General features: G+C 49.6%; 17 protein-coding genes. 7 read left to right on the top strand and 10 right to left on the bottom strand.

The window, feature by feature from the left end; translation table 11 throughout:
• Positions 1-12 precede the first annotated feature (12 nt).
• From B5M13_RS22955 to B5M13_RS22980, 6 genes are all read right to left on the bottom strand, one after another.
• The gene (locus B5M13_RS22955) at positions 13-3894 is read right to left on the bottom strand and encodes a hypothetical protein (protein WP_080057892.1); all 3882 of its coding nucleotides are present in this window, start codon (positions 3892-3894) and stop codon (positions 13-15) included.
• A 186-nt stretch (positions 3895-4080) separates the two neighbouring features.
• The gene (locus B5M13_RS22960) at positions 4081-4542 is read right to left on the bottom strand and encodes a DinB family protein (protein WP_080057893.1); all 462 of its coding nucleotides are present in this window, start codon (positions 4540-4542) and stop codon (positions 4081-4083) included.
• A complete protein-coding gene (locus tag B5M13_RS22965) occupies positions 4539-7544 on the bottom strand; it encodes a glycoside hydrolase family 3 N-terminal domain-containing protein (protein WP_080057894.1) in 3006 nt (1001 codons plus the stop codon). The genes B5M13_RS22960 and B5M13_RS22965 overlap by 4 nt, the downstream gene beginning before the upstream one ends.
• A 125-nt stretch (positions 7545-7669) precedes the next feature.
• Entirely contained in the window at positions 7670-8356 is a 687-nt protein-coding gene (locus B5M13_RS22970; RefSeq protein ID WP_080057895.1) for a porin family protein, read from the bottom strand.
• 217 nt (positions 8357-8573) lie between these two features.
• Complete coding sequence (locus tag B5M13_RS22975) at positions 8574-9017, bottom strand: anti-sigma factor (protein WP_080057896.1); 444 nt, start codon at positions 9015-9017, stop codon at positions 8574-8576.
• 59 nt (positions 9018-9076) lie between these two features.
• On the bottom strand, positions 9077-9682 hold the full coding sequence (locus tag B5M13_RS22980; protein ID WP_080057897.1) for an RNA polymerase sigma factor: 606 nt from the start codon (positions 9680-9682) through the stop codon (positions 9077-9079).
• Between the two features lie 102 nt (positions 9683-9784).
• Between B5M13_RS22980 and B5M13_RS22985 the strand changes: the two genes are divergently transcribed.
• Positions 9785-10048, top strand: a complete 264-nt coding sequence (locus B5M13_RS22985; protein WP_080057898.1) for a hypothetical protein — start codon at positions 9785-9787, stop codon at positions 10046-10048.
• 10 nt (positions 10049-10058) lie between these two features.
• On the opposite strand, the gene B5M13_RS22990 is transcribed toward B5M13_RS22985, so the two are convergent.
• From B5M13_RS22990 to B5M13_RS23000, 3 genes are all read right to left on the bottom strand, one after another.
• Positions 10059-11270, bottom strand: a complete 1212-nt coding sequence (locus B5M13_RS22990) for a DUF748 domain-containing protein (protein ID WP_080057899.1) — start codon at positions 11268-11270, stop codon at positions 10059-10061.
• Between the two features lie 164 nt (positions 11271-11434).
• A complete protein-coding gene (locus B5M13_RS22995; protein WP_080057900.1) occupies positions 11435-12208 on the bottom strand; it encodes a pentapeptide repeat-containing protein in 774 nt (257 codons plus the stop codon).
• Positions 12209-12357: 149 nt separating this feature from the next.
• Complete coding sequence (locus B5M13_RS23000; protein ID WP_394334301.1) at positions 12358-14031, bottom strand: Ig-like domain-containing domain; 1674 nt, start codon at positions 14029-14031, stop codon at positions 12358-12360.
• A 350-nt stretch (positions 14032-14381) separates the two neighbouring features.
• On the opposite strand from B5M13_RS23000, the gene B5M13_RS23005 reads away from it, so the two are divergent.
• The 5 genes from B5M13_RS23005 to B5M13_RS23025 all read left to right on the top strand — a co-directional run bounded on the left by B5M13_RS23005 (position 14382) and on the right by B5M13_RS23025 (position 23064).
• The gene (locus B5M13_RS23005) at positions 14382-15887 is read left to right on the top strand and encodes a hypothetical protein (protein WP_080057901.1); all 1506 of its coding nucleotides are present in this window, start codon (positions 14382-14384) and stop codon (positions 15885-15887) included.
• 120 nt (positions 15888-16007) lie between these two features.
• Positions 16008-16451 carry a hypothetical protein gene (locus tag B5M13_RS23010; RefSeq protein ID WP_080057902.1) on the top strand — a complete coding sequence of 148 codons (444 nt, stop codon included), beginning with the start codon at positions 16008-16010 and terminating at the stop codon, positions 16449-16451.
• Between the two features lie 119 nt (positions 16452-16570).
• Positions 16571-18061 (top strand): hypothetical protein, encoded by a 1491-nt coding sequence (locus B5M13_RS23015; RefSeq protein WP_020599537.1) that lies wholly within the window; start codon positions 16571-16573, stop codon positions 18059-18061.
• A 107-nt stretch (positions 18062-18168) separates the two neighbouring features.
• Positions 18169-21603, top strand: coding sequence for an acetate and sugar kinases/Hsc70/actin family protein (locus B5M13_RS23020; protein WP_080057903.1), 3435 nt, complete (start codon positions 18169-18171; stop codon positions 21601-21603).
• Between the two features lie 111 nt (positions 21604-21714).
• The gene (locus tag B5M13_RS23025; RefSeq protein WP_080057904.1) at positions 21715-23064 is read left to right on the top strand and encodes a hypothetical protein; all 1350 of its coding nucleotides are present in this window, start codon (positions 21715-21717) and stop codon (positions 23062-23064) included.
• Between the two features lie 27 nt (positions 23065-23091).
• On the opposite strand, the gene B5M13_RS23030 is transcribed toward B5M13_RS23025, so the two are convergent.
• Entirely contained in the window at positions 23092-24879 is a 1788-nt protein-coding gene (locus B5M13_RS23030; protein WP_080057905.1) for a purple acid phosphatase family protein, read from the bottom strand.
• A gap of 213 nt (positions 24880-25092) precedes the next feature.
• Here B5M13_RS23030 and B5M13_RS23035 point away from each other — a divergent pair, with 213 nt between their 5' ends.
• Positions 25093-25509 carry a hypothetical protein gene (locus B5M13_RS23035; RefSeq protein ID WP_080057906.1) on the top strand — a complete coding sequence of 139 codons (417 nt, stop codon included), beginning with the start codon at positions 25093-25095 and terminating at the stop codon, positions 25507-25509.
• Positions 25510-25553 lie beyond the last annotated feature (44 nt).

Consider the following 25553-nt stretch of genomic DNA (forward strand, 5'->3'; position numbering starts at 1 on the left):
AATGTAGACGAGCTACTCCAGTTCGGCAGGCAAAGGTCGTTGCTGACTCAGCTTTAAGTAACTATCGTGGTATTTTTTATTCCGCTTGACACCCGCACTGGTCATGACACCACTTAGCATGGTTTTGATCCAGTACCCAAAAATAAAGACCTGCGGATCACGGTCATAAAAAATACGCGAATCCGCTTCATTCTTTTTGCGAATTACCTGGCCCACAACAAAGTTTTTAAACCTCGTGAGCAGCGTTTTTTTCGTAGTATCGGCCGGGCTAAGCAGGTGGATTTTCAAGTCTTTGTAATGCAATTGCATCATACCGACCGATGCATAACGATTCCCCGCTACCCGTGCCCTAATGGGCTGTGCATAACCGGCTTCCAGATTGGCCGCGATCATAGGGCTGGTAATCCGGGTTAGTTCGGGCAGATGGACACCCGAGGTGTTGAGCGACATTCGGAACCCAGCCAGCGAATCGCCGTAGGATTCCCGATAAAGCAGTCGGTCGATGTGTAACCCCAGCAGTTTGGTACTGGCATTCAATACTAAACTATCCGTTAATCGATTCGGACGGTTGGTAATATTTTTCAGAACGCCATTGATATTTCTCAACGGAACGCTACCCACCCGATTGGTTAATTTGGAGGTTTCGTGATAAAGCACCTGGCTGTTAATCACCGATATGGAATCGATCCGAAACGGGAAACCCACCTGCCTGACCAACCGAGTAGGCATTAGCTTTTCGGGAATGAAGCTGGGATCGGGCAACCGTTTATCGCGCGACACGTCCGTCGTTACATTTTTTACCACAACATGATGTATCGCTATGCTCGAATCGCGATTCCACTGCGCCGAGTTCAGCCCGTTGAATTGGGCCTCTTCACCTTTTACGGTTATATAATCGGCCTGCAAACGGGATGGCGCCATAAACTCCTCTTTAGTCATCGTTGGCGTTATCCGAAACCGGCTTACACGCAGTCGAGCATTTTGCGGCTCCCAAGCCAGCTTAGCAGCATCTATAGCTGTTTTTTGCCCCCTGAACGATACATTGTTGGCAGCCAGACTGGTGTGATCCAGCCAGGTGCGCCAGGATTGTTTTTTGCCCGCCATCCAACTGAAACCCGGATAATCGATCTGAGCGGTAATATGGCCAATGAGTAAAGGGTCGGGGGCTATACTTTTCTTAAGATTCAATACAGGCCGTAACTCGCTGGCTGTCAGACTAGCCTGTAAATGCCCCACCAGCATTGGACGGCCCAGTTGAGTACCGGATAAACTTCCATTGCTAAGCTGAATCGTAGACGAAGGCAGAATGGTCTTGAGTCGTGGCGTACTGAACGTTGTACTGGACGGAACAATACGTAGGGACGCAAAGGTAAGCGCTTCGTCTTTGGCACCGAAGAAACTCTGCCCGGCTATATCGACCACCGACTGAACCTGAATGGAACTGGAATCTTTTTGCAGCGTATAGGCCACTTTCGCTCCCTGCACATCAAGATCGTGTAAGGTAAACGTAAACGGAATTGGAAAAGCTTTGGGGGGGGCCGATGAGCCAGTAGGCTGTTGTTTACTCACCACCGTGAGTTCGGGCTGGTTTATTTGCAGCGAATGAAAGCGTACGGTCGAAAAATCAGTCGAATTCAATAAGCCTTTGAGCTGGATTTGAGGAACAAAAACCTGCATAGTCTGGCCAGGCCGATTATCAGTGTAGCGTAGATCCGTGAGCGTAGATGTTTGCTGGCTGTTCAGATCGATCTGTGCTACCGACAGGCGTTTACTACCCGGGAAATTCACATACGTATCCACCAGTTTACCGCTGAACTGTTCCCAACCAATATCCCCGGTTTCGGTAGATAGTCTATCGATACGAACATTAGTGCCCTGAAAGCCTGCCTGCGTTTGTGGTGATAAAGCGATGTTGAGGGCGATATGATCGGCCATCAGTTGATCGATATGCAGGAGGGGGACCGGCTTTGGGGGTGGTTCGGACGAAGGGACTCGGGAGGGCCGGGCTGGCTTTTTATGCGTCAATCGGGCATCAATGGCTAAATCATGCACACGGAGCAACTCGACCTGTATATCTTTCGAATGCTGAAGGGCATCCCATCCCCAGGCATCCCAGTAGACTTTGCTGGCTGTCATGACTGTGCCATTGGGTAGGTTTACCTGTAGCCTATCTACCTGGTTGTAGCGCTGTTGCCCTTTCAGCGTGTAATTTTTCAAGGCCACAGCCACTTTGTTGGTCGTCAGGTGTGCATCGGCTATGGTTAGCGTCGGTATAGCATGTTTTATGTCGATCAAGGAATCGCTGACCAGAAAATCGTTCAGCAACACATTGGCATTCATGTTATGCATCGTTACCTCCATGGGGCCATCGCCTTCCAGATGATAGTGTGCATTGGCGTTGATGATCTGAAAGCGCTTTACCTGAAGCAGCTCGCCGAGCCCGTGGAGAGTTTTGAATAAATCGACTTTTCGGGGCGTGGCTGTGGCTACGACAAACGGTTTCGGCCGATTATCGCCTTTTTTTGTCGCACTGATATCAATGCTCGGCTGTACCAACTCGGCCGCCGACGCCACAATGCGTTTCTGCATCAGATCTTCAAGACTCACATCATGCAGTTGCAGGAGCGGAGCTTTAAATGTCAGTCCTTTGCCTGTTATTTTTCGGGAAGCCGTGCCATAGAGCACGTTTCGAAAAATAACGTCGTTTCGAACCATATGAAACGATTCGACCCCGATTTTGAACAGGCTATCGGGCGAAAAAAAAGCGATATTCCGTAAACTCAGATTGATGCTGTCGGTACTGACCGAGTGCTCACTTTGGGGATTCAGCACCAGGTTGTAGATACTCATATTGGCCTTCTGCGTCCCTCCTCTCGATACCGGATTGGCCTTATTTCCAAGCAGTAGCTCCCCATCTTTAATTTGTGTATACCCAATCGTTACGGTTTTAAACAGGGTTTTAAGGTTCGACTGAATCGTACGAACGGTATCGGTTACCTGGTCTTTACGACTCTCGATGGGCAACGTCAAAACGGGCCTTAGGCAAATGAGCGTATCGAGCCACAATTCTCCTTTCTGATAAACAGCTGGCAAATGGCTGGAATTGAAGAAAAACTTCTCCGCCCGTAAGCTCAACTCCCCTTTTTTATCGGTAGCTGGTTTTCGAAAATGGACCGAATCCATCTCGAATAACTGGGTCGAACTAATGAAGTGCAGTCCTCGAAAACTAAGCGTATTTTTTCCGTCCGACAGTACCCATTTCTGGCGTCCCAGGGCTAATTCAATATGATCGGAGGCCAGCACCCGTCGGTCGTCGTTGTCGATCTTCGAAAAGTTGCGAACCGTCAGGTTAATGTCTTTAATCAAAAATGGGTCTGTCGTATTGCGCTTGTACAGGGCGAACGTTCCGCCCTGTACGTTAAACGACTTAGCGTGCAGATGCGCTAAGGTTTTTTGAAGATTTTCGAGAATACTCGATGTATGAAAACGGGTTTGGCTATGCCCATGTGCATTGGTTCGGTAGTCGTGAATAACAACCTCGGGCCTGCTTACCGAAAAGCTATCGACCAGTAATCGTTTGTTTATCAACAACTCCTGCCATGATTCGACCGACAAATAGGCGGCTGGAATTTTTATAGAATAGTAGGAGGATGCCTTCGTGGTATCTTTCCGGGTAAACACCAGCTTATCGATGGTAACTGTTTTATGCAGAAGCGACAGGCTAAGATCATGGGTTTGAAATACATAGCCTCCCTGCGTTTCTTTATCGACGGCAAAGGTGATGATTTGATTCAGATTATGAATCAGTACATAATAGACAGCCCCTGCCGCCAGAAACGGGAGCATTAGTACCAGAAGAACTAGTTTTACCCAGCTTTTTGACGTCACCTTCATGGTTTTCTTGGCGTATAAGACAGGAAGCGTGTGCAGACAGAACGCAACTACTGTTCCTTAACTTAACAAGTGACTGAGTCAAGGGGTTTTATTTTACTGATCGACTGGAAGAAAATAGAGAACAATAAACTAATTATCAGACTCTTACAAAGATACATAACGAATCAGAAATAGCCCGAATGAAGGCTATTTCTGATTCTCCCGGCTCCAGATAATGTAATCCGTCACAGGGGCTTCGACCAGCATGGGCCGGATGAGCTGCACCACCTGCCCCCGATGGTAAGCCGCGTGGTGACTCATGTGCGTTAAAATTTCGACCAATGGCGTTTGGTGGGAATTGCCTTTTGAATCCTTATAGGCAATCGACTCGGCCAGTTGCCCTTCGGAAAGCCCACCGACGTAGCTCTTCACCTGACGGTGCTGCCGATCGGCGGTTTCGGCCATCCAGCTAACGGGAATATCTTCCCAGATTGATATAAACACCGACTGGTTCGTAATTCGACCTATCCAGACCTGTTGTGCGGATAAAATGTGTCCCATAACAGCTACGGCTCGCTGCGGTGGATTGCTGACCGTTTCGAGGGCCGTAATGACCCGGTGGTTAGCCCAAAGCTCATAGTTGAGTAGCTCAATCAGATACTCTTTCATTGAATGCCTCGTTTAGTTGCCTGATACAATGCTTCCACAATGTTCGTTCGGGTATTCAGGTTACTCAGCGTATTGTTATTGCGGGTAGGGTACACACGGTTGCACAAAAATACGTAGGTGAGATTGTAGGCCGGATCGGGATCGACCCATACAAACGTACCGGTAAATCCAGAATGCCCAAAGCTAGCTTTGGTTGCCGAACGGGGTGCATTGCCCGAATAGGTGAACGAGGGTTTGTCGAAGCCTAATCCACGACGGTTACCCAGTTCAGGAAACTGATAGCGGGTGAACTCTGCCATCGTTTTCTGCGAAATGAATTGCTGTCCACCATACGACCCCATCCGACGATACATATCATACACTTTCATCAGATCGTTGGCCGACCCAAACAACCCCGCATGACCCGACAGGCCATTGAGCATGGCAGCCCCTTCGTCGTGTACACGTCCCCAGATGAGCGTTTTGCGAAACAACGAATCGTATTCGGTCGGTACAATTCGGTTTAGAGAATAGAACCGCCGGGGATTAAATGTCAGCGTAGTGGCTCCCAGTGGCCGGAAGAAGTTGGTTTTGACATATTCCTCGAAGTTGACACCCGTAAGGTGCTTCACCACGAGGGGATACATAATGAACGAAAGATCGGAGTAAACGTACTCTTTCTTCTCATTCAGCGGGGAGTCCCGAATTTGCTGATAAATAACTTTCGGGTAGTTTTTGAATTCAAACAGGCTGTCGGTCACTTCAATCGGATAACGGCCCGAGCGTTCGTCCTTAAAGGTTTTAGGCTTCCAGGAACCATCTGGATTTTTAGTGTCCATCCAGAACGGAATCCAGGCTTTCAGCCGGGCCTGGTGCGTTAGTACATCCCGCCAGACCAGCCCCGCCTTATTCGACTTTTTCAGAAAGGGCAGATAATCGGCCATTTTACCGTCCAGATTGAACTTACCTTCATCCACCAGCTTCATCAGGGCCGGGGTAGATGTGCTCACTTTCGTAACCGACGCCATATCATACAGATCATCCAACTGGACAGGTTTAGGCTCAGCCCCCAGCGATGCATCGTACGTGTGGTTTCCATATGCTTTTCGGAAGATCACTTTGCCATCTTTGGCCATCTGAACCACGCAGCCCGGAAATGCCTTTTGGGTTATCCCCACGTTTACCAGTGAGTCAACTTGCTGCGCCAGGTAGCGGCTGTCGATGCCCACTTCTTCGGGAATAGTGTATTTCATTCGGCCGATGGGTTGAACAGGTATACCATCGCCAAACCGGAAACGCTGATTGACAGTGACCGGCAATTTGCCCGAAGCTCCAATAGCACCGAATATCAACTGGGCCGACAGTTCTTCTGTATAATTAGTCAACTGATACGGCATCACCACTGCCCGCGCCTGTTCGATGTTCCGGGCAGTCTGTACCGTATCCATCGGAAAGGTGAGTTTATCCAATACATATGGATTACCGAATACTGTAACAACTGCCTTACCCGTTGATACTAGTTCACTAACCAAAGCCGCCGTTTTAGCCTGCAAACCATAGCGGGCAGCCGGACGAATATTATTCAGGTGAACATCAACCAGAATCAGGTTATAATTCTTCAGTGAATCGCGCACCTGAGCCAGCGTTGAGTCGGGTGTGCGGGACGTAATATTGAAATGATTGATCTGCGTGTAATTGGCGGCCATCTGCTGAAAAGCCGTGATCTTATCACTTTCCACAGCTACCGACGCAATACGCAGGGTATCAAGGCGTTGCAGGGGCAGCAGATTCCGATCGTTTTTTAGAACAGTTAGACTCGCTTCGGTAAGTTTCCGGTTGAGCAGATCGTCCTGTACTGAGTTAAGATCGCTGACCAGATTGGTGAGATCAATGGGTTTGTATCGATCCAGCCCCGCCCAGACTTTGGCCCGGAGTACTTTCAGGCAACGGGCATCCAGCGACGCCTGACTGATACGCCCAGCGGCCACGGCCTGTTTGATTTTCGCCAGTGCAGCCGGAACGTCTTCCGTAAATTCCAGAACATCCAGGCCAGCTTCGATACCCAGCTCGTCGGCCTGCCCCGATGGGAAATACTTCGTAAGCGCTTTCATGTTCATCGCGTCCGAAAACGTTAATCCCTGAAAGCCCAGCTCATTCTTGAGCAGGTTCGTTACGATGGCAGGCGATAAAGTGGAGGGGCGATTGCGGGTCGTATCCAGTGCCGGGACACTCAAATGCGCCACCATCACTCCAGTGGCACCCGCTTTAATCAGTTCGCGAAACGGATATAATTCCAGCGAATCGAGCTGAGTCCGGCTTTTGGCAATGAGCGGCAGATCGTAGTGAGAATCGGTACCGGTATCGCCATGGCCCGGAAAATGTTTGATGCTGGTTAACAGCTGGTTGTCCTGCATACCCTTCACATAAGCGAGGGCTTTACGAGCGACATCATACTTGTTTTCGCCAAACGAGCGGAAGTTGATAACTGGATTGTTTGGGTTATTGTTGACATCGACGGTGGGCGCAAAGTTGACGTGCATACCTAATCGACGGGCTTGCCGAGCCAGGCTGGCCCCCATGCGATAAATCAGACTATCGTTCCCTTGCATGGCCCCCAGCGTCATCTGATAGGGATAGCGGACCGTACTGTCCAGCCGCATGGCAAGTCCCCACTCGGCATCTATTGCCATCAGCAGCGGAACTTTCGAAACGGCCTGTAAGCGATTGGTCAGTTGAGCTTGCCGAACAGGCCCCCCCTGAAACATGACGACGCCACCAAGCTTGGCCGTTTGTACCAGACGAACCAGCGAATCTTCATAGGAAGGTTTGCGGTTCGAATAGCCCGCCACCATGATAAGCTGAGCAATCCGGTCGTCGGGCGACATGTTGGTAAATACCGAATCGACCCAGCAGTTTTGACGATCGTTGAGGTTAAGAAAAGCGGGGGTAGTGGTTTGCGCCACTACCGGCATGGAGAATAAAATGCTGATGAAGAGAACAAAAATTGGCCGTCTGAAGGGCATAAGCTAACTATATTACGAATTACGAGGTACGATTTACGATTTTTTTCCTGCGTGACCAATTAAAATATGAATCACACTATCTAAATCGTAAACCGTACCTCGTGGTTCGTACCTAGTCAAATGTCTTATTTTCTGTATCGGCTGCGATACTCAGGCCCTACACCAAAACCATAGCCAAGCGTAATGGAAACGGTTGAATTTTGCAGCGAACTCCGTGGCCCCCATACGTTTGGGAAGGCTTGCACATCGGTTAACCCCAGTGTATACCGGGCGTCGATCAGGAAGTGCTGCCGATTGCCGGTGCCCCAGTTCAACTGAATACCACCCGTTGCTCCTAAGTCCAGATTATTGAACGCGTCGCTGTTGTCGCCGTTCAGAACCGGACCAGTCCCTTGCAGATAATCCCCTTTTATCCGCTTTGCATTGAGTTTGATGCCTAACGATGGGCCGACAAAGAGGTTCGGTCTGAAGTTTCCATTCAGGGTCAGAAAATAGCGGGCTACCACCGGAATTTCGAGGTAGTTGACACGCTGAATAAACTTCATGTTGTTGCCCTGATAGCTCGTACCCCGTTGCGAATACAAAACATCGCCCGAAATACCGAAATGATTTAGCGAGCTATACATCAGAAAGGCACCTGCCGTGATTCCAGGCGTAAAGCTCATCCCATCGGCGCTACCCCAGTAATTAGATAAATTCAAGCCAACACGCGGACCCGCCGTGAACCGCTGCTGAGCCGAACTTACTGATAAACAACCGATAACAAGAAAAGATGAGAGAATAATAGAACGTAGTGAATTTGCGCGAAACATAAATAAATCAATGGGTTGATATGCCCCGTTAACGCTTGATGTTCGGCAAATGTTTTAATTTTTCGGGAGACTTCAATCTTTTTTGCCTATAAAAAAGTCCATGGTATACCTTGAACACAGATTTTTATGATTCTCAAGACCGATGAAGATCGGGTTCATTCAGAGCCTGCTTTGCTATCATAATGAATACTGAGTAATCATAAAGACCCGCGCCCTATCAGCAAGCAACACGTTGATAGTTAATGAGGTAAAAACCTGTTTCGCCCATAGTATGCTGCTTGTTTAAAACCGTTTTTGTTGCTGGCACAGCTGGTCTAGACTTCGGATAATGTTTCGGCGCGAAGAAAATAAAATAAATCGCCATCGCCAGCATAAACAGGATGGCGGCTGTTGTGGTAGCAATCCAGAGGGGCCAGAGCCGTTTTCGATTGGCCGATTCATGTATACGCCGATGCAGCGCATCACGAAGATCGACCATTTGATCGGCCATTGGGCCATTGGCGACGTTCGTAGCCGTTTGCTGCATGGCTTCCAACCCGGCCAGCGCATCCGCGTAAAACGGGTTTTCGAGCAGTAACCGCTCAACACGATGCCGTGCTGGTCCGCTCAGTTGCCCAGACCGATACGCCTGTAAATCGTCGAATGTCAATTGGTCGTTCATTGTGGTGGCGCGGGGGACACCCGCTTTAACTAAACGATGTGAGTTTTCACCCACGTTACTTAATGGCGACTCATACAAATTTTCAAATTTCGTCGGCCATTTTGCAAATAACTTTTTACCTGTTTCAAATCATACCCCGTCTGTTCGGCTACTTCTGTATACGTCTTTCGTTCCAGGTAAAATAATGTCAGGCATACTTGCTGTTCAGAAGGCAGCATCAGCAAACAGGCTTCCATCCGGGTCAGATCTTCTTCCAGTTCGGGCAAGTCGGTATCATCGCTGGTAAACTCATCCGTCGATTCACCATTAGCATCCGATTCGGCCTGATTGACCAGCGCAACGGTTGGATGGGCCTGACTTTTTCGCAATTGCATCAGGCAATAGTTGCGAGCCACGCTATGCAGCCAGGGGCCAAACTGCTGAACATCATGCCGACGCAAATCAGTTATGAGTTGCTCGAACAGGTTCATTACTGCATCCTTGGCCTCCTCTTCGTCGCGCAGGTAATTGAAGCAAACCGCGTAGATCAACTCCATATGCTGTTCATAGAGCTCACCCAGAATAGCCAGATCGCCTGTGGCCCGATAAGCCGCAAGAAGAGCAGCCGAATCGCTACGGGAACGCTCAGATGTAGGTTTAGGCTTACGAAACAGTTTCAGAAACATAGGTGTAGGGCTACTTATGACTAAAGATGCACAAGTAGCTGGAATTCCATAACCGAACGCTGTTCAGGATGGTTACAGTATGAACACAAACGCTTTATCCCTATGAAACGAATACTTTTTTTAGGCTGTCTGCTCAGTACGCTAAGCCTTACAAATTCAACAAACCTAATATCGTTGGAACTTCGCTTGGCCTCGAAAGCCAGGCAGCAGCCAATACCCAATCGCCCGGCTGTTCAACCTAAACGACGTGATACAACAAAACCATTGCCTGATTCAACCAGACCCGGTAACCGACGACAACCCCGGCTTCGGCCCGATTCGTTACGCCGTGGAGGAGCTACCCGAATCGATACCGTCCGGCGCTGATCGATAGTGGTTAGGCCACAGGTTTACGCTCTTTCTTTTTGCGCTCACGCTCGGCCTTTCGCTCCCTGCGCTTTTCCTGCCGTTGGGCTTTCCGTTCGGCTTTGGCTTCTTTACGTTCGGTTTTTCGTTCTTCGCGCTTGGCTTTATAATCTTCTTTAACGCTCTTGAGTGCGTCTTTAAGCGTAATATTGTTATCAAACTCATGCCGGAAAGCTTCCACGTACGCGTTGCGTAATAATCCGAAAAGAGTAGGCCATACCGCCGTCTTAATGTCGTCATACGTCCCATTGAGTGGAATCCGGGTAGCCACCTGATCGTGCTTCTGGTTTTTTAGCACATCCGTACCGACCTGGGCCAGCAGTTCAGTAAAAAAGCGACCTACTGACCGATGCTCATGCTCATTAAGCTTGAAAATTTCCATCCCCTTCGTCAGGGGTTTGATGTAGCCATTCAGTTTTTTATCGAGCATGGCCATCTCACTGTAAATACTGACAGTTCCTCGTTCAAAGTCAACATTACCATAGGCACGGGCGAGTTCATTGAGCTTAACCAGTTGAAGATTATCGAACATCAGGTTATAATCGAAATCAGGAACCACCTTTAGCAGATTCATATTGGCCGAAAATTTCATCGTACCACCATAGCCCGGCACATCGCCCGATGCGACCACCGGCGAAGGGAGTTTTTTGTTCCGGTCATCGACATTCCGAATATTGCGAACCTCGCCCTGAAAGCGTTTGATCGACAGGTCAGCGCGGGGCTGAGTAATTAAACTGGTCAGGTTAACCTCTCCGTCGATCACGGCAAATCGGTTTATCTTGATCGGAAGTAGTTTTTTCAGGAAGGCAGTCCAATCCACTTCGGCCCCAGTCTGGTTACTGGCCTCGTCTTTACTGAACGCGAAGTTAATTTCGGGTTTATAGCATTCTACCTCGCTTACCAGCCGTCCTTTAAATAAGGCTTTCCATTCGACAGACAGGTCGGTTTTGGGAATAAAAAGGAATGGTTCTTTAATCGACCCGTTAATCTTCCGAATGCGAAGATCGTCTATCTGATAAGCCCCTCGAATTAGCTGAATATCAATATCCTCGACATGGCCCGTGTAGCCGCCCATGTCGGCGAGGGTTTTATTCACATACCGCAGTACAAAGTACGGTAACAGCAATCGGGCAATGATCAGGAGGACTGCGAGCGCGATGAGGATTTTAGTCGTGCGTTTCAAAACGTTGCGTGATTGGTGTAACGTTTTGATAAACAAAAAAGTAAAGCGCAGGTTTGGAAATTGGTGCAGAAAGTGAACGTGGTGGAGCCGATGTCGTTATGACGATTAACGGCCATAACAACACCGGCTCCACCACGTTTACGTTCAATCTGCCAGTTTATCAATTAACGTCCGTAAGGCAGGAAACGCCGGCCACCCAAAGTCGTATATTTAAAATCTGTTGACCCATCGAAACGGGTTTCATCGAAGTTGCTGCCACTTGGCAAACGCGTGTATTTAAAATCGGCATTGCCCGTAAAACGAGCCTGGCTGAAGTTCGTACCTTCGTCAAATTTGGTGTATTTAAAGTCGGCACTCCGCTCGAAACGGGCTTTCTGGAACGTGGATGCCTCATCGAATTTGGTGTATTTGAAATCAGCATAGCCCTGGAAGGTAGCGCTACTGAAATCGGCATCATTCCGAAATTTGGTGTATTTGAATAGAGCGACCTTCTCAAATTTGTTATTACTGAAAATAGCCCGCTGGCTGAACGTCGAATATTTGAAGGTAGCATCGTCTTCAAATGTGCAGCCTTCAATCGTGACAGCTTCCGGGAAATCGGTATTGTAAACAGTGTTACTGGTTCGGAAAATTTTGCCATCCTGATCTTCGGTGCGGTAACCAAGAAATTTACCTTTGAACGTACAATTTTTGAACGTCATCGGGACATCAACCGTGCTCAGGTAATGCTGGGAATCTCCCCAGTTGCCATCCCGAACTTCTTTTCGATTGGCTAAACTGGTCAGATCCAGATCGCCAGTGATGGTGGCATTCTGGTAGGAAATCGCTTCTTTCCGATTGATTTTTGCCATAATGTCTTTCGCATCAACGGTTGTCTGCGCCAGCGCAGGCGACAAGGCAACGAGGGCAAGCAGGAGGGATGTAATCAGGATTTTCATGTCGTCGTTATGATGTTATTTCTCCAAAGATGCAGATACACAAAAGAAGGTTGCATCCGACAATAAGCGGCTGGACACAGTCGTCAATTCTGATAAAAGCCCCGGATATATTGCTCAAATGATAAAGACGCTTTAAAACACTAATGCACTTAAAAGTCAATATCAGTCAGTTCAAAATTCTGTTTGACACGGATGGTGCCATTCTCTTCAGTACCGGGCGCATACACAATTCGTTCGGGCTGGATGCCTTTCTGCACATTACCGATATCGCGCTTACGGTTTCCGTTGGAATCGATAATCAGCCGAACGCGGTACATACCCGGTTTGAGCCGCCCAAAACTATAGGAAGGCGTTCCGTACACCGATCGGACAACCTTGTACTTGTCGTCGAGCAACTCGATAATGAAGTTATTACCAGCCGACCCTACTGTTGCGGGGCTCACGCGACCCGCAATCAACCCGTAGCTATCCTCTTCGGCAATGGTGTATTTGGCTGAGTATCGGGCTAATGTATCGCCCTGCACACTGATAAACGCCCCCTTCTGCAACCTAAACAGCACACTGTCGCGCAGGTTGGTTTTTCGGGCAATGACCAGCCGGGAGAAATTATTACTCCACACCAGATCAGCCGGAGTCAGTTGAAACGGTTTGGTACTATCGGGACCAATAATAATCTGGTTTGTATTGTACCGGAGAATCGGCTTATTAAAGGTCAGCGTAAACTCCAGATTATTGTCGATTGGCTCGCCAGACGGCGGAGACACCTGCACAGTTAGCCCAGTCCGGTTTTTAGCTCTGGTTTTCAGTGGAGAAAAGTAAATCCGCTCTCGTAACTCCGTTACATTCCCGACCGAGTCTTCAGCCATAATCGTTACGTGAATAGTATCGTCGGCAGCGCGGTTGGCCGGTCGAAACAACCGAATCATTTTCGGATTTTCCAGAAACGACACCAACGAATCGCCCGATGAAGAACCGGACGCTGTAGTAGAAGTAGCCGTTGTCGATGTAGCGGACGCGGGAGCCGCCGTTGTGGATAGTGCGGTTGTTGCTATGGCCGACGTGGAGGTGGGGCGACCATAGCGCAGTTTATAGCTGGCAATACCGCTGCTGAGTTCCAGGCCCAGCGTTTCATCAGTGCGCTCACGTCGGCTGATACGCGGCTTTCCGTACCCACGAAAAGCGACCAGGTTCACATCCGTATAGTTACGGTTCAGGTTTAGCACGCTATCGCGGAAAGCAACCCGTTCGCCCGGTGTGTTGTTGACCAGGTTCAAATCCTTATCGTCGAACCCATACACTTTATACTGCCCTGCCTTCACGTTTTCGATGCGGTAGTTGCCATTACTATCGGTCCGGGCAAAATACTGAGGCCGTTTCCGATTGATCGGTAGCGTATCGGTAGGCGCAAACAGTCCGACGACAAAGCTTAACAGGGGCAGTCGGCTTTCGTCATCGACCACATTGCCCGTCAGGTAGAGCGAATCGATCATAGACCCGGTGCTGAATACCACTTTCGTATTTTTGGCAATGTTCCGTTCAGTAACATCTTTTATCCCGTCGGCAAAGTCGATGGTATAGGTCGTATTTTTCAGAAAAGGCTTGTTAAAATTTAATCGAATACCTTTGGGCAGCGATTTTACCACGTAGGTATTGCTATCCTGCGGAGTGATCGTAATTTTCTGTTGCAGATTTTCGCTGTTGACATACTCATCAAATTCCAGTTCCACAAACTTACCATCGTAGTTCAATTGACGGGCTGACGGGATACTACTGACCAGCTTAGGCGCCAATGTATCTTTCTTACCACCAGGCGGTTGGGCCACCTGTGCGCAGTTTTGCAGAAAAAATGGAAGAGCCAGTAAAAGGGTAAAAACAAGGAAATGAAATATTCTATCGTATAAATCGGTCACAAGTACCTGATTCAACACAAGGGATGAAAATCGACAATCGCTCTTTCGCTCTTTCACTCGTTCACTCTTTATTTTATCCTACAAAGGTAAACGTCCGTTCATCGTTTAACCGTACCGATTGACATAAAATGGATGGTCTGTTCGTTAGGATGTATAGAATTTTAAGAAAATTTAAAGGTAGCGCGCTCCGTGAACGAGAATGTGGGTGAAATTTGGGCGTATAGCGGCTCCCCTATTCGTTGCTAACTATTAAACAACTGTTCATGATTTGCACCCGTTTTTGCGCATGGCTATTTGCTGTTGCTTTGCTTGGTGGATTGGCAGGCTGTTCCAGCTCGACCGACCAGCTCGATAGCCAGATCAGCGATGCGCTGGAAGATAATACCCTCGATGTTGAAGAGGCTGATGCCCTGCGGGTCTTTATCGGTCAGGAGAGTAAGGTATTAGGGAAAGATAAAAAAACCAGTATTCTGATCACACCCGATGGAAAGTTGAATGAGTCGGCACTGGTGGCTTACATTAAACGAAATCGTACCTATCGTAAACTGGTAAAAGATGGTAAAACCCCTACCCTGAACCTATCAGGTGATGCGGTAGCTGGAAAGCCGTTGCGGCTGAAGCTTTATCTGGAGGCTAGTGGCAGTATGTTCCCCTACGATGCACCGGGCGGCAACGGGCTGTTCAAACGGACGCTCAATGATGTGCTTACGGAGTTCGATGCTGTTAATCCCAACCAGGGAAAACTATTTGTGGTCAATACCGAGGTTAACGATCTGGGCTTGTCGCTCTCGCAGTTTTTTAAGGAGAAAGACATTTTTACGGTTGCCAAAACGAAGGGCAAAACCACCAGTACCGACTTCGAGAAAATTTTCAGCGATATTCTCCAGAATACCTCTGGCGACGACCTGAGCATCCTGGTTTCGGACCTGATCTACTCCGACCCCAGCCTGACGGGTATGAGCGCCCAGAAAACCCTCGACGCGGCCAGTTCGTTGCTCACTACGGTATTCAATCCCTATGCCAGCACTCATTCGATGCTGGTCATCAAACTGAAAGCCGACTTCGATGGTACCTATTACAGTTGGAACAACGCCAAGAAAAAATATACGGGCGAACGACCCTATTACCTCTGCCTAATCGGCCGGAACGAGGCCATGCAGCGGCTATACCAGGATCAAACCTACCAGACCATCCGCCAGTTCAACGAATTACCCGGTTATCAGGACTCGTGGTTCTTTGGTCGCGATACAAAGACCGTTACGCCTTTCTACAGCGTTCTGGTCAACGATCCTGCCCGAAAAGGTCGTTTCAAGCGGTCAGACGAAGAGGTACGCAATCATGATAAAGCGGTTCATGCCCTCACCGATGTTCAGCCCGACGTAGCCGATAAAAGTTTAACGATCCCGGTAGCCGTCGATTTGTCGGCCCTGCGCGTACCCGCTTCATTGCTAACCAATGCCAGTCAGTACGATGTATCGGGTAAAGACAATTTCCGGGTCACATCGGTACAACCCTACGCCGGAGCTAACGGCACCACCCACAAACTACTCCTAACGACTGATAAACCAGCCCGTGGCAAACGAACCGTTACCATTCGCCTACGCCGGGAATTCCCTCCCCGCTGGATCGAAAATACCAATACCACCAACGATGCCTCACCCGACGCCAGCTCTACTTTTGGCATCCAAAACCTTTTACAGGGCGTCGAGCGAGCCTACAACCCCAATAACCAAACCGACTATTTTACGTTAACAATTAATCTTGAGTGAGCGAAAGAACTTTAAAGAGCGAAAGAGTGAATGAGCGAAAGAGCGGATTATCAATCCGACAAAACGCCAACATAAGCCTTTTTTCGCTCTTTCGCTCTTTCACTCTTTCACTCTTTACTTATGGAAGAATCCCTCTATAACTTTTACAATCTGTTTGTGAACAGTGCCCTGCTGGAAGATCTGTACCAGGAAGAACTGTTATCCCCCCTCACCCTGACGGCTATCGGCATTGCCTTTGTCGTAGCGGTTGCTTTCTACATCTGGCCGTTCAACAAAGTGAGTTTCAGCGGCATGGGCAACTGGCTGATGATGATGGGCGTTAGTTCGTTGCTCCTGTTTATTATTTCGCTGGTCACCTGCTATCAGAAAGAAGGCCAGGAAATTCCCCGCGACGAAGCCGACCCCAACCAGGGTAACCTCTTCGATCAGGGAATCAGTGTTTTCCTGAGTTACGCCTTCGAGATGGCCTTGCTGACGGCCGTTATTTTCTTCATCATTTCGATGGTGATGAAAAATTTCAGTAAAAATGCCAAACACCGGCCCATGTTGTGGCCTTCTAAATAACCCACATGTAGATACGCCATACCTGGCGTCTCCTGTGCGTCAGCAATTTGTTACGTCGGATAAAACCATCCGGTTATGATACGCCAGGTGTGGCGTATCTACGAAAAAAAAATAAAAATATGGCTAAACTATTTGTCTTTGCGATTGGCGGAACGGGTTCGCGGGTGCTCAAGGCCCTCACGTTTTTGCTGGCCTCTGGCGTGAAGCTGAACAATACGGACGAGGTGATCCCGATTGTGCTGGACCCCCATGCGACCAACGACGACCTGCTTCGCACCAAAGATCTGCTGCGTGAATACGGCAATATCCGGGCAAATCTGCAAACCAAACCGACATCGGGCTTTTTTAGTACCGAAATCAAAACGCTGAACCGCTCGATTGGCGGCAACGCGACCATTGCCGACACCTACGTTTTTGAACTTCAGGGCGTTCAGCAGGAGAAATTCCGGGACTATATCAATTACGAAGGACTCGATGCTCCGGCCAAAGCCTTTGCCAGTCTGTTATTTTCAGAAGAAAATCTGGAAACTAAAATGGACATAGGTTTCGTGGGTAACCCGAACATCGGCAGTACAGTACTGAATCAGTTTCGGTACTCGGATGTGTTTCAGGCATTTGCCGAAAACTTTGGGGCCAACGACCGCATTTTTATCGTTAGTTCTATTTTTGGTGGAACGGGGGCCGCTGGGTTTCCAATTCTACTGAAAAACATCCGGGGGGCTCAGGCCATCGGGCAAATTCCGAATCCGGCTTTCCTGCGTGATGCCAAAATCGGAGCCGTTACGGTGATGCCGTATTTCAGCCTGACTACCAACGAAAACAAGCTGATCGACCCGGCTTCGTTCATTGCCAAAACCAAAGCGGCTCTGAACTACTACCAGAAGGGCGTGAACCCCTCAGTCAATACGCTCTACTACATTGGCGACGATCAGACGAAAGCCTATACCTATGATCCGGGTGCGGGTGGGCAGAAAAACGAAGCCCATTTTGTTGAAATGGCGTCGGCGCTGGCCATTGTCGATTTCATGAACACCGACGATAGCAGCCTGGCTGTCAGCAACGGTCGCCCCGTGAATCCGGTATTTAAGGAGTTCGGTATCGAGCAGGATGGCATTAGTATCCAGTTGGGGCACCTCGCAGCGCCGACCAAACAGCAGATCAACTTACCGCTGTCGAAAATGGCTCTGTTCAGCACGTACCTAAGCCAGCGGCTTCGGCAAGCGGCCGGTACGGTACAATGGTCGAAAGCGAATCCAACCATTTCGTCGTCCTTCCTGAACTCATCGTTTTTCAATAGCGTCAAAAATTTCGACGCAGCTTTCCGGCAATGGTTGTCCGAAATGCGCGAGAACAAGCGGTCGTTTGAGCCGTTTTTGCTCGATGCGGCCAACCTCGGCCATACGGTACGCGGCTTTGAACCGAAAAAACGAGGCATTTTTGGCGGGGAGTCTGATGTAAAACTGGACATTGTCGACGACTTCGACCAGACGCTTAACAAAACCGCCGAAGGGAAAGCTTACGGCAGCGAAGCCGATAAATTTATACAACTATTTTCGGAAGCAACCGACCAGTTCGTCCGCGAAAAACTCCCGAAAGTAATGGACTATTAATAGTTTTCCGTTTACTGTCTTCTGTTCACAGTTGGCTGACGCGTCAATAATTTCGTGCGTTAGCCAACTGTGAACAGAAGACAGTAAACGGAAAAACAGTAAAAATTATGCCAACCACATTCAGCTTACATAACCCCGTTCCGGGCCTACATTGGTACGTGAGCAAGCCCTTTGGCACCGACCAGATTGCGGCCATTCGTGATCCCCAGGGCGGACAGACCATAAAACAACCGACTTCAATTCCGAGTCCGTTTGCCCGAATGGACCTGGTGCGGTCGGCTTTCCTGAACCTGGCCCTTCATCCCGACCTTATGGGCACGGTGAACGATCAACGTATTGTATCGGATGCCCTCGACGTGGGCGAGTTGTTCTTCAACTACGACAAACTCAAAACCTATATCACCATTACCCCCTTCGACATCCGTACCGATCTGGAACGGCTGCGACAATCCGTCAATCAGGGACATAAGCGGCTGGGCGATGCGCTGAAACTGTTTCTGGATCAGGATGCTGCCGAATACAATTTTGGCGACATTCACCGTCTGTTTGTTCTCAATTATCGAGGGCGGGTTGTTGGCGGCACTTCCCCAAAAACCCTCTTTTTCAGCTCGGGAAACGATTTGAGTTGGGTGGATGTATCGATGGGTAATGATCGGCTGTTCGATGCGTCGGTTTGCCCGTTGTATCAGCGTGACATTGAATATCAGAAGTTCTGGTACGCCATCAAGCAGTTCATGCCCAACTTTCGCGACCGTTTCCGCGAAGTGGATGATTACCTCAACCGGAGTCGAGCGCTGTTGCAGCAACACAATCCGGCCTTATTCTACGAACACATTGAGTCGCACAATGGGCAGCCGTTGCTGACACGGGAGAAGTTCGAGCAGGATTTCGACGAACTGACCACCGGGCCGGGCGATATTGTTGAAGTATTGGGTTTCCCGCTCCGCAAGAAAAAGTCGGATTCACGAGCCATTAGCCAGGTCAGTGATTTCATCATCCGTTCGGATAAATACGCCCGACTGAATCCGAACCTGCCCCGCCCGATGGCCCTGCAAAACCGCTTTTTCCGGCAGTTTACCTATGTGCCGCAAACACTCTGGAACTCTAATACGGTAGTACCTTACTATACGCGAGAATCCTGGCGCGAGAACCAGCGGCCCTTACCAGGGCAGCCGGGAAACTACCCCTGGCTCACGGTCAGCGATCTGCTGGAACCCTATCTGATTCGTCTGCCCTTCCCCACCGACCGGGGCCGTTTTTTCGACGGCAATCTGCAAACACCGGCTACCGACAAGGGCTTTTTGCTGCCTCTAAAGAAGGACTTCTTCGATTTCTTCAATGTCGAAGATTTGCTGACGGGCCGCGTTCGACTCAAAATGACCCCGCAGGGTGGCGGCATCAACGTAACGCTCGATATTCCCGTTACAGCCCCTAGTCAACCCGGCAATCAGTTTATCACGTTCGAGCGGCTATACAATTCGACAGTTGGAGGAGCCAGCGCTCCCAACGAACCCACAAACGAAGGCATTATCGTCGAAAACTCATTCACGGTCAACATCTATCCGTTTGTCCGTTCGGGTGCAGTCACTGTACCTGCCGATTACCGGGTTCAGTTGATCGAATCGGGCTTCGACAGCCAGAATCAGTATGAACTTACCTACTTCAGCGAACGGGCTAATTCTGAAGTGACGGTTGAGTCAAAACACCAGCGCACGGTTCGTCAGCAAAATACTGACGGATCGAGTGTGTATTATGTGCTTCGCGAAGAATTCGACTACCTACAAGCGCACATTCGGGGCGATGGGCGGGAAATGAAGGGGATTCTAATTCCGCGCTGGCAGCAATATAGCGGTGGCAGCAAGCAATTCGAATTTTCGGTCGATTTCGGAACGACGAACACGCACGTCGAGTATAAAGTGGATGGTGGCTCCCCTCGCCCGTTCGACGTGGCCGAACTGACGCCACAGGTCGCTACGCTAGTCAATCCGGCGCAATACAATCCGGCCCTGTTTGAATTGTTCCTGCTCTACGATCTGGAATTTGTACCGCCAACCATTGGCCCCGGCAAACCAGATAATTTCCCGACCCGAACGGCTATTGCCGAACCGATGAACCTGAGCTACAATCAGCAAACGCAGGCACTGGCCGACTTCAATATCCCGTTCTATGTGGAGCGTCAACCGGCGGGTTCCAACCGCATTACGACCAATCTGAAATGGGCGAAAAACAGCGATCAGACCGAACGACGCGTGGAAGCGTTTCTGGAAGAGTTGCTGATGCTCATCAAAAACAAGGTATTGACCGAGGGCGGGAATCTGGCCCAAACGACGGTGTATTGGTTCTTCCCGGCCAGTATGACACCGGGTCGGGTGAGTCAACTTCGGGCCGACTGGCAGACTCTGTACGACCGTTACATCGGCGGTGCCCCTGGCCGACTGCGTGAAGTATCGGAATCCGTAGCACCGTTCTACTACTACAAGCAAAACCCAACCCTCAGTGCATCAGCCCGGCCCGTGATCAACGTCGACATTGGCGGTGGCACGTCGGATGTGGTGGTGTACGAACGCAATGAACCCAAGCTGCTGACCTCGTTCCGGTTTGCCGGAAATGCCATCTACGGCGATGCGTTCAGCGAGTACGGAGCCGCCAGTCATAACGGATTCATCCGCAAATACGCTGACCGGATTCAGACATTGCTGGATAGCCAAAGCCTGGGCAACCTCAGCGACAATAACCGTCGGATTCTGGATACGAATCGGTCAGAAGACATTATGGCGTTCTGGTTCTCAATCGAGAAGAGCAACGACGTAAAAGCCAAAAGTATGCTGTCGTTCAATGGGATGCTGGCGAAGGATGAAGACCTGAAAGTGGTATTCGTGCTGTTCTATACGGCATTGCTTTACCACATTGCCCGGTTGATGAAACACAAGGGCATTAACCTGCCGGGGGCGATCACCTTCAGCGGAACGGGCTCCAAACTGCTGACCATCATCAGTTCCGACGATCAAATGCTGGGTAAACTGGCGCGGGTTATTTTCGAGAAGGTATACGGTCAGCCGTATGATACCAGTGGCCTGACGCTCTTCTACGAACGGAAAGGCCCGAAAGAGGTAACCTGCAAAGGGGCTCTGATGCAACCCGCCAACAACCGTCCGGTCGATACAGAAGCGATTAGTTATGTGTATCCGGCTACGTTCAACGACCAGTACCCAGAGCTGACCTACGCCGATCTGCGCAAACCCGAAGTGATCGACTCACTTTTGAAAGAAACCAACGAGTTCATTGATTTCTTTTTCGCGATCAATCAGCAGTTTAGCTTCGTTCGGAACCTCAACGTTTCGGCCCGTTCGCTGGTCGTTGCTCAGCAGGAATTGCGGACGCATCTGGACACCTCGCTCATGGATGGTATTCAGCGGAAAGAGGGCGACCTGATGGCCGAATACAGCGGCATGACCGACGCACTGGGCGCGCCTATCGAAGAAACGCTGTTTTTCTACCCACTGATCGGAGCAATCAATAAACTGGCAAATGCACTCGCGTAATGTTTGAAAGTTGTTACACAGCGTTCTACGGAGAGAAAATAGATTCACAGAGAATCTATTTTCTCTCCGTAGAACGCTGTGTAATGCCAAATCGACAAGTCACAATCGTTTATGCGAAAACTATTTTTTTTCATACTGGGCCTAGTCACCACTTCAACCTTTGCCCAGACGGCCAATCAGGCGGCTGTTGATACCCTGACGAAGGAAGTAGCCAAAGCGGTATTTGGAAAAATAAGCCAGGATCCAGGGCAGACCAAAGCGCAGGAAATTTACGACCAGCTTATCGACTGTGGCGATGGCTGCGACCCGCAGACGGTTATCCGGTCTGTAGGCGGATGGGATGCCGTGGGCGTAAAAATGCAGGAACTGAGTGAATTGAAAAACACGGCCAAATTCAACGCCATGTCGCCAGCCGAGGCTAATGACGCAATTCGGAAGCAATTGATTCAGTTTTATAGCCGTTACAAAAGTGATAACAACTACGGCAAGCCCTTAAGCCCCGCCGTTCAGCTAGGCATTATTCAGAAGATCGATGCGTTGCTACCGCCCTCTGACGAATCGGCCGAACCAACGCCTACAGCCAATCCGGCCCCGGCTAATGAGCCGGCCGATCAGGTTGCTGAAGGTGACAGCGTCAATGTTGACCCGACGCTTTACCGCATGAGCCAGTTAGAGCGGCAACTGAAAGAGAAAGAAGAAAGTAACCTTTGGATGATGATAGTAACTGCATTAGGAGGTTTATTACTCGGCGGTGGAGCGGTATATCTCTTACTTTATCGGTCGGCCCAGGCCGAAATCAACGCATTGCAGGATGAAAACAACCGCCTACGCAATGCTCTCGAAAACGCTCAACGGGCCAGGCCAGGCAATGACGTTAATACGGTCCGGTCGGCTGATCGTCAGAAAATAGCCCAATACGATGCTATCGTCGCTGAACTGGGTGGCGAAAACCCATTAACGGCCATTCGACAACTGAAGCAACAGACCGTACGAAAAGCCGAAAATCGGCCCATAATGCGTACTGGCGAGCCGCTGGTTGAACCCACTGTCAGTGTACCCGTCGAGCCGGAGCCCATGCAGGTACAGACGTCCCTGCCGCCACTGCCCCCGCTCGACCCGCTACCCTCACTGAACCGCTCAGAAGTTTTTTATTTCCCCCCACCCGATCCATCGGGTCAATTCGATCTGAGCCAGAAATCATCCGTACTCTCGCCCGAATCAGCCTATCGCTTCAGCGTGAACGCCGATAATCCGACCATGGCCACATTCCGATTTGAAGCCGATCCGGGCCGGGTTGCAAGGTTCATGACTTACCGGAATTACATGATCGAACCCGCCTGCGACAGTGAGAATAGCTACAGTGCCAGCCATACCCGAATCACCATGCGCCGGGATGGGGAAGCGACCCTCGAAAATGGTGTCTGGCGGGTGAAAACAAAGGCGTTGATTCGCTACGAGTAACCGGAGTTATTTGATCCAGCTTACACGTTATTTAACGATTTTCAGTTCGTCCACTTCACGCCCGTCTTTATCATACACAGTGTAGGTCAACGTTTTGCCGTTGATCGTCATGTGTTGATAAAACGGGCCACTTTTATACCGAACCTGTGCGTAATCAGCGGCTGGCCAGACTTCATGCTCACTGGGTATCCCAATTGAAATAGTATAAATGGTTCCCTGTGCTGGTGAGGCAACCGGCTTTTCGGCAAACATGGGCTTTGTCCGCTGGTAATAGTGCACATGGCCGCTCATAACCATATCGACGTGATACTGATCAAATAACCGACACCACTCTCGACGAATATCCGCGTAGTCTTCTTCAAAATTATAGGGTGGGAAGTGGAAAAATGCGAATTTCCAGTCGGCTTTCGAACTAGCCAGTTGCGCTCGTATCCAGGCAGTTTGGGCCTCAATAGGCGCTGTGGCATCAATCATCAGAAAGAGCGCATTCTGGTAGGTAAAGGCGTAGGTTTGTTCAGCAGGTACTTCTTTATTGGCTGGACCATTTTTGGGCAGACTGAACATCTCCTGATACATCCAGGCCCCTAGTCCATCCTGGCTATCGTGGTTTCCGGGAATCGGCATCAGCGGCTTGTAATGAAAAATACCCCCCGAATGGTGCCACAGCTCATCCCATTCGTCCCGGTGCAATCCTGTACTGACCAGATCGCCAGCAATGGAGTAAAAAGCGATTTCTGGATGACTCTCCAGCGTTTTCCGGGCCATAGCTCCCCAATCTGGCGACTTATGGGTATCGCCAAACCAGATGAATGAAAAGCCATCCGCCGTTGCCGACTGTGTGCGAAAGGTGGCTGGCACTGACCAACTCCCTGTTTTCGAACCAACGCGATACCCATACGTTTTACCCGCTTTCAACCCGGAAAGTTGCGCTGTAAACCGATTAACGTACCGATCATTCTGTAACAGCCGATCTTCCATCAGAAAAGCCGTTGCTGGTTTCGACAGTGTATCCGTTGCCCCCGTTAGCCAGTATTGAACCCAGCCATCTTTAACCGAAGGAGCCGTTCGCCATTGAATAGCCTGCGTTGTAGCGGGGTCACCACTCCAGGTCAACAGGATTTGGTCGGGGCGCTCCTGGGAGGGAGAGACGGTTCTTCGAAACGCTCCTACCAGATGGGCTTCCCTCGCCCGACCACGAATCGTCTGAACCAGTATCTGTCCACGCAACGACTCCGGTACGTCGGTAAGCGTCAGATCGCTCCAGTCATGGTACGTAAACGCACCGACCCGCAGCGTATCGAGTGTTTGACTGGTTGGATAAACGTTCGTGATGGTCAACTTGTCACCCGGCTTTTGCGGCCCAACACTGATAAAGTATACCGGGCGGTGTTTGTCGAAGCCATTGATGCCAAGCCGGACCGTTCCGGGCTGAACAACCTTTTGCCACACCTCGTAGGTGTATTCTTCATTTTTTACGAGCAGAGCCGTTTTCCGAAAACCACGCTCTGTCAGCCAGAAGGGCACCACTTTCTGGTTCTGATCCCGCATCAACGAAATCACGGCGGGTACGTCGACATCGAACGTCAGGTATTGGGTAGACAATACTTCCTTCTCCGATTCGGTCAGAAACTGAAGGATATAGCGATGGCTGATCGTATCCAGTTGTTCTGGTTTATGCGTTTCATAAAGCCGGGTAACTGCTTTATCCATAACCTCTTTAACGGATGTCGAGGTCGACTTCTGGTCGGTTTTACAAGCCCCCAAACCAGTACTAAGCCAAACGAGTATAGCGAAGCAAAGCCAACGAAAGTTCATAAAATTAGTACGTATCCATTCACGAATGGAGGATACGGCTGGGAAGTAGTTGTTGACTATACTACTTCCCGACGCATAAGAAGTACTACAGAGACGGGGTTATTTTTCGTCGCATACAGGCTATGTAAAAAGTAGTTAGGGCTAACTATTTTATGGAGAGTCGGCGGCCTGTAAAATTGCACGAAAATTAATGAACCATAATCCAGCCACGTTATGAAGCGCCTATCCACCATCGTTTCTCTTCTTCTCGTCAGTTTCTTCTCGATCGTTTTTCTTAGTTGTCATCCAGATGAAGGAAACGGCGTGCCCGATAAGCCAGAGTCTGAATTAAAAGGAACGTATAACGGCAATGCGACGAATAAAGCCAATAGTAGTGATCAAAAACCATTGAGTATGACCATTACCAGTACCGACAACCCAGTGGCTGGAACATACAACTTAAATGGTACTTCTGGCAAACTAACGGGTTCTGTTCTGGGAATGATTTTGAGTATGACCTTTAAACCGGATGCCAGCGGTACTACTTATAATTTTTCGGGAACGTCGGATAACAATGCCAGTATAAGCGGTACCCTGACTGGCGTGGAGTCATCAACGACTGTGACGTATACGGTGTTGGTTAAAAAATAAGGCAAACGTCTCTCCTGCTTTCCTGTTCGATGTTTTTTGGTTAT

The sequence above is a fragment of the Spirosoma aerolatum genome (assembly GCF_002056795.1).
GTDB lineage: Bacteria > Bacteroidota > Bacteroidia > Cytophagales > Spirosomataceae > Spirosoma > Spirosoma aerolatum.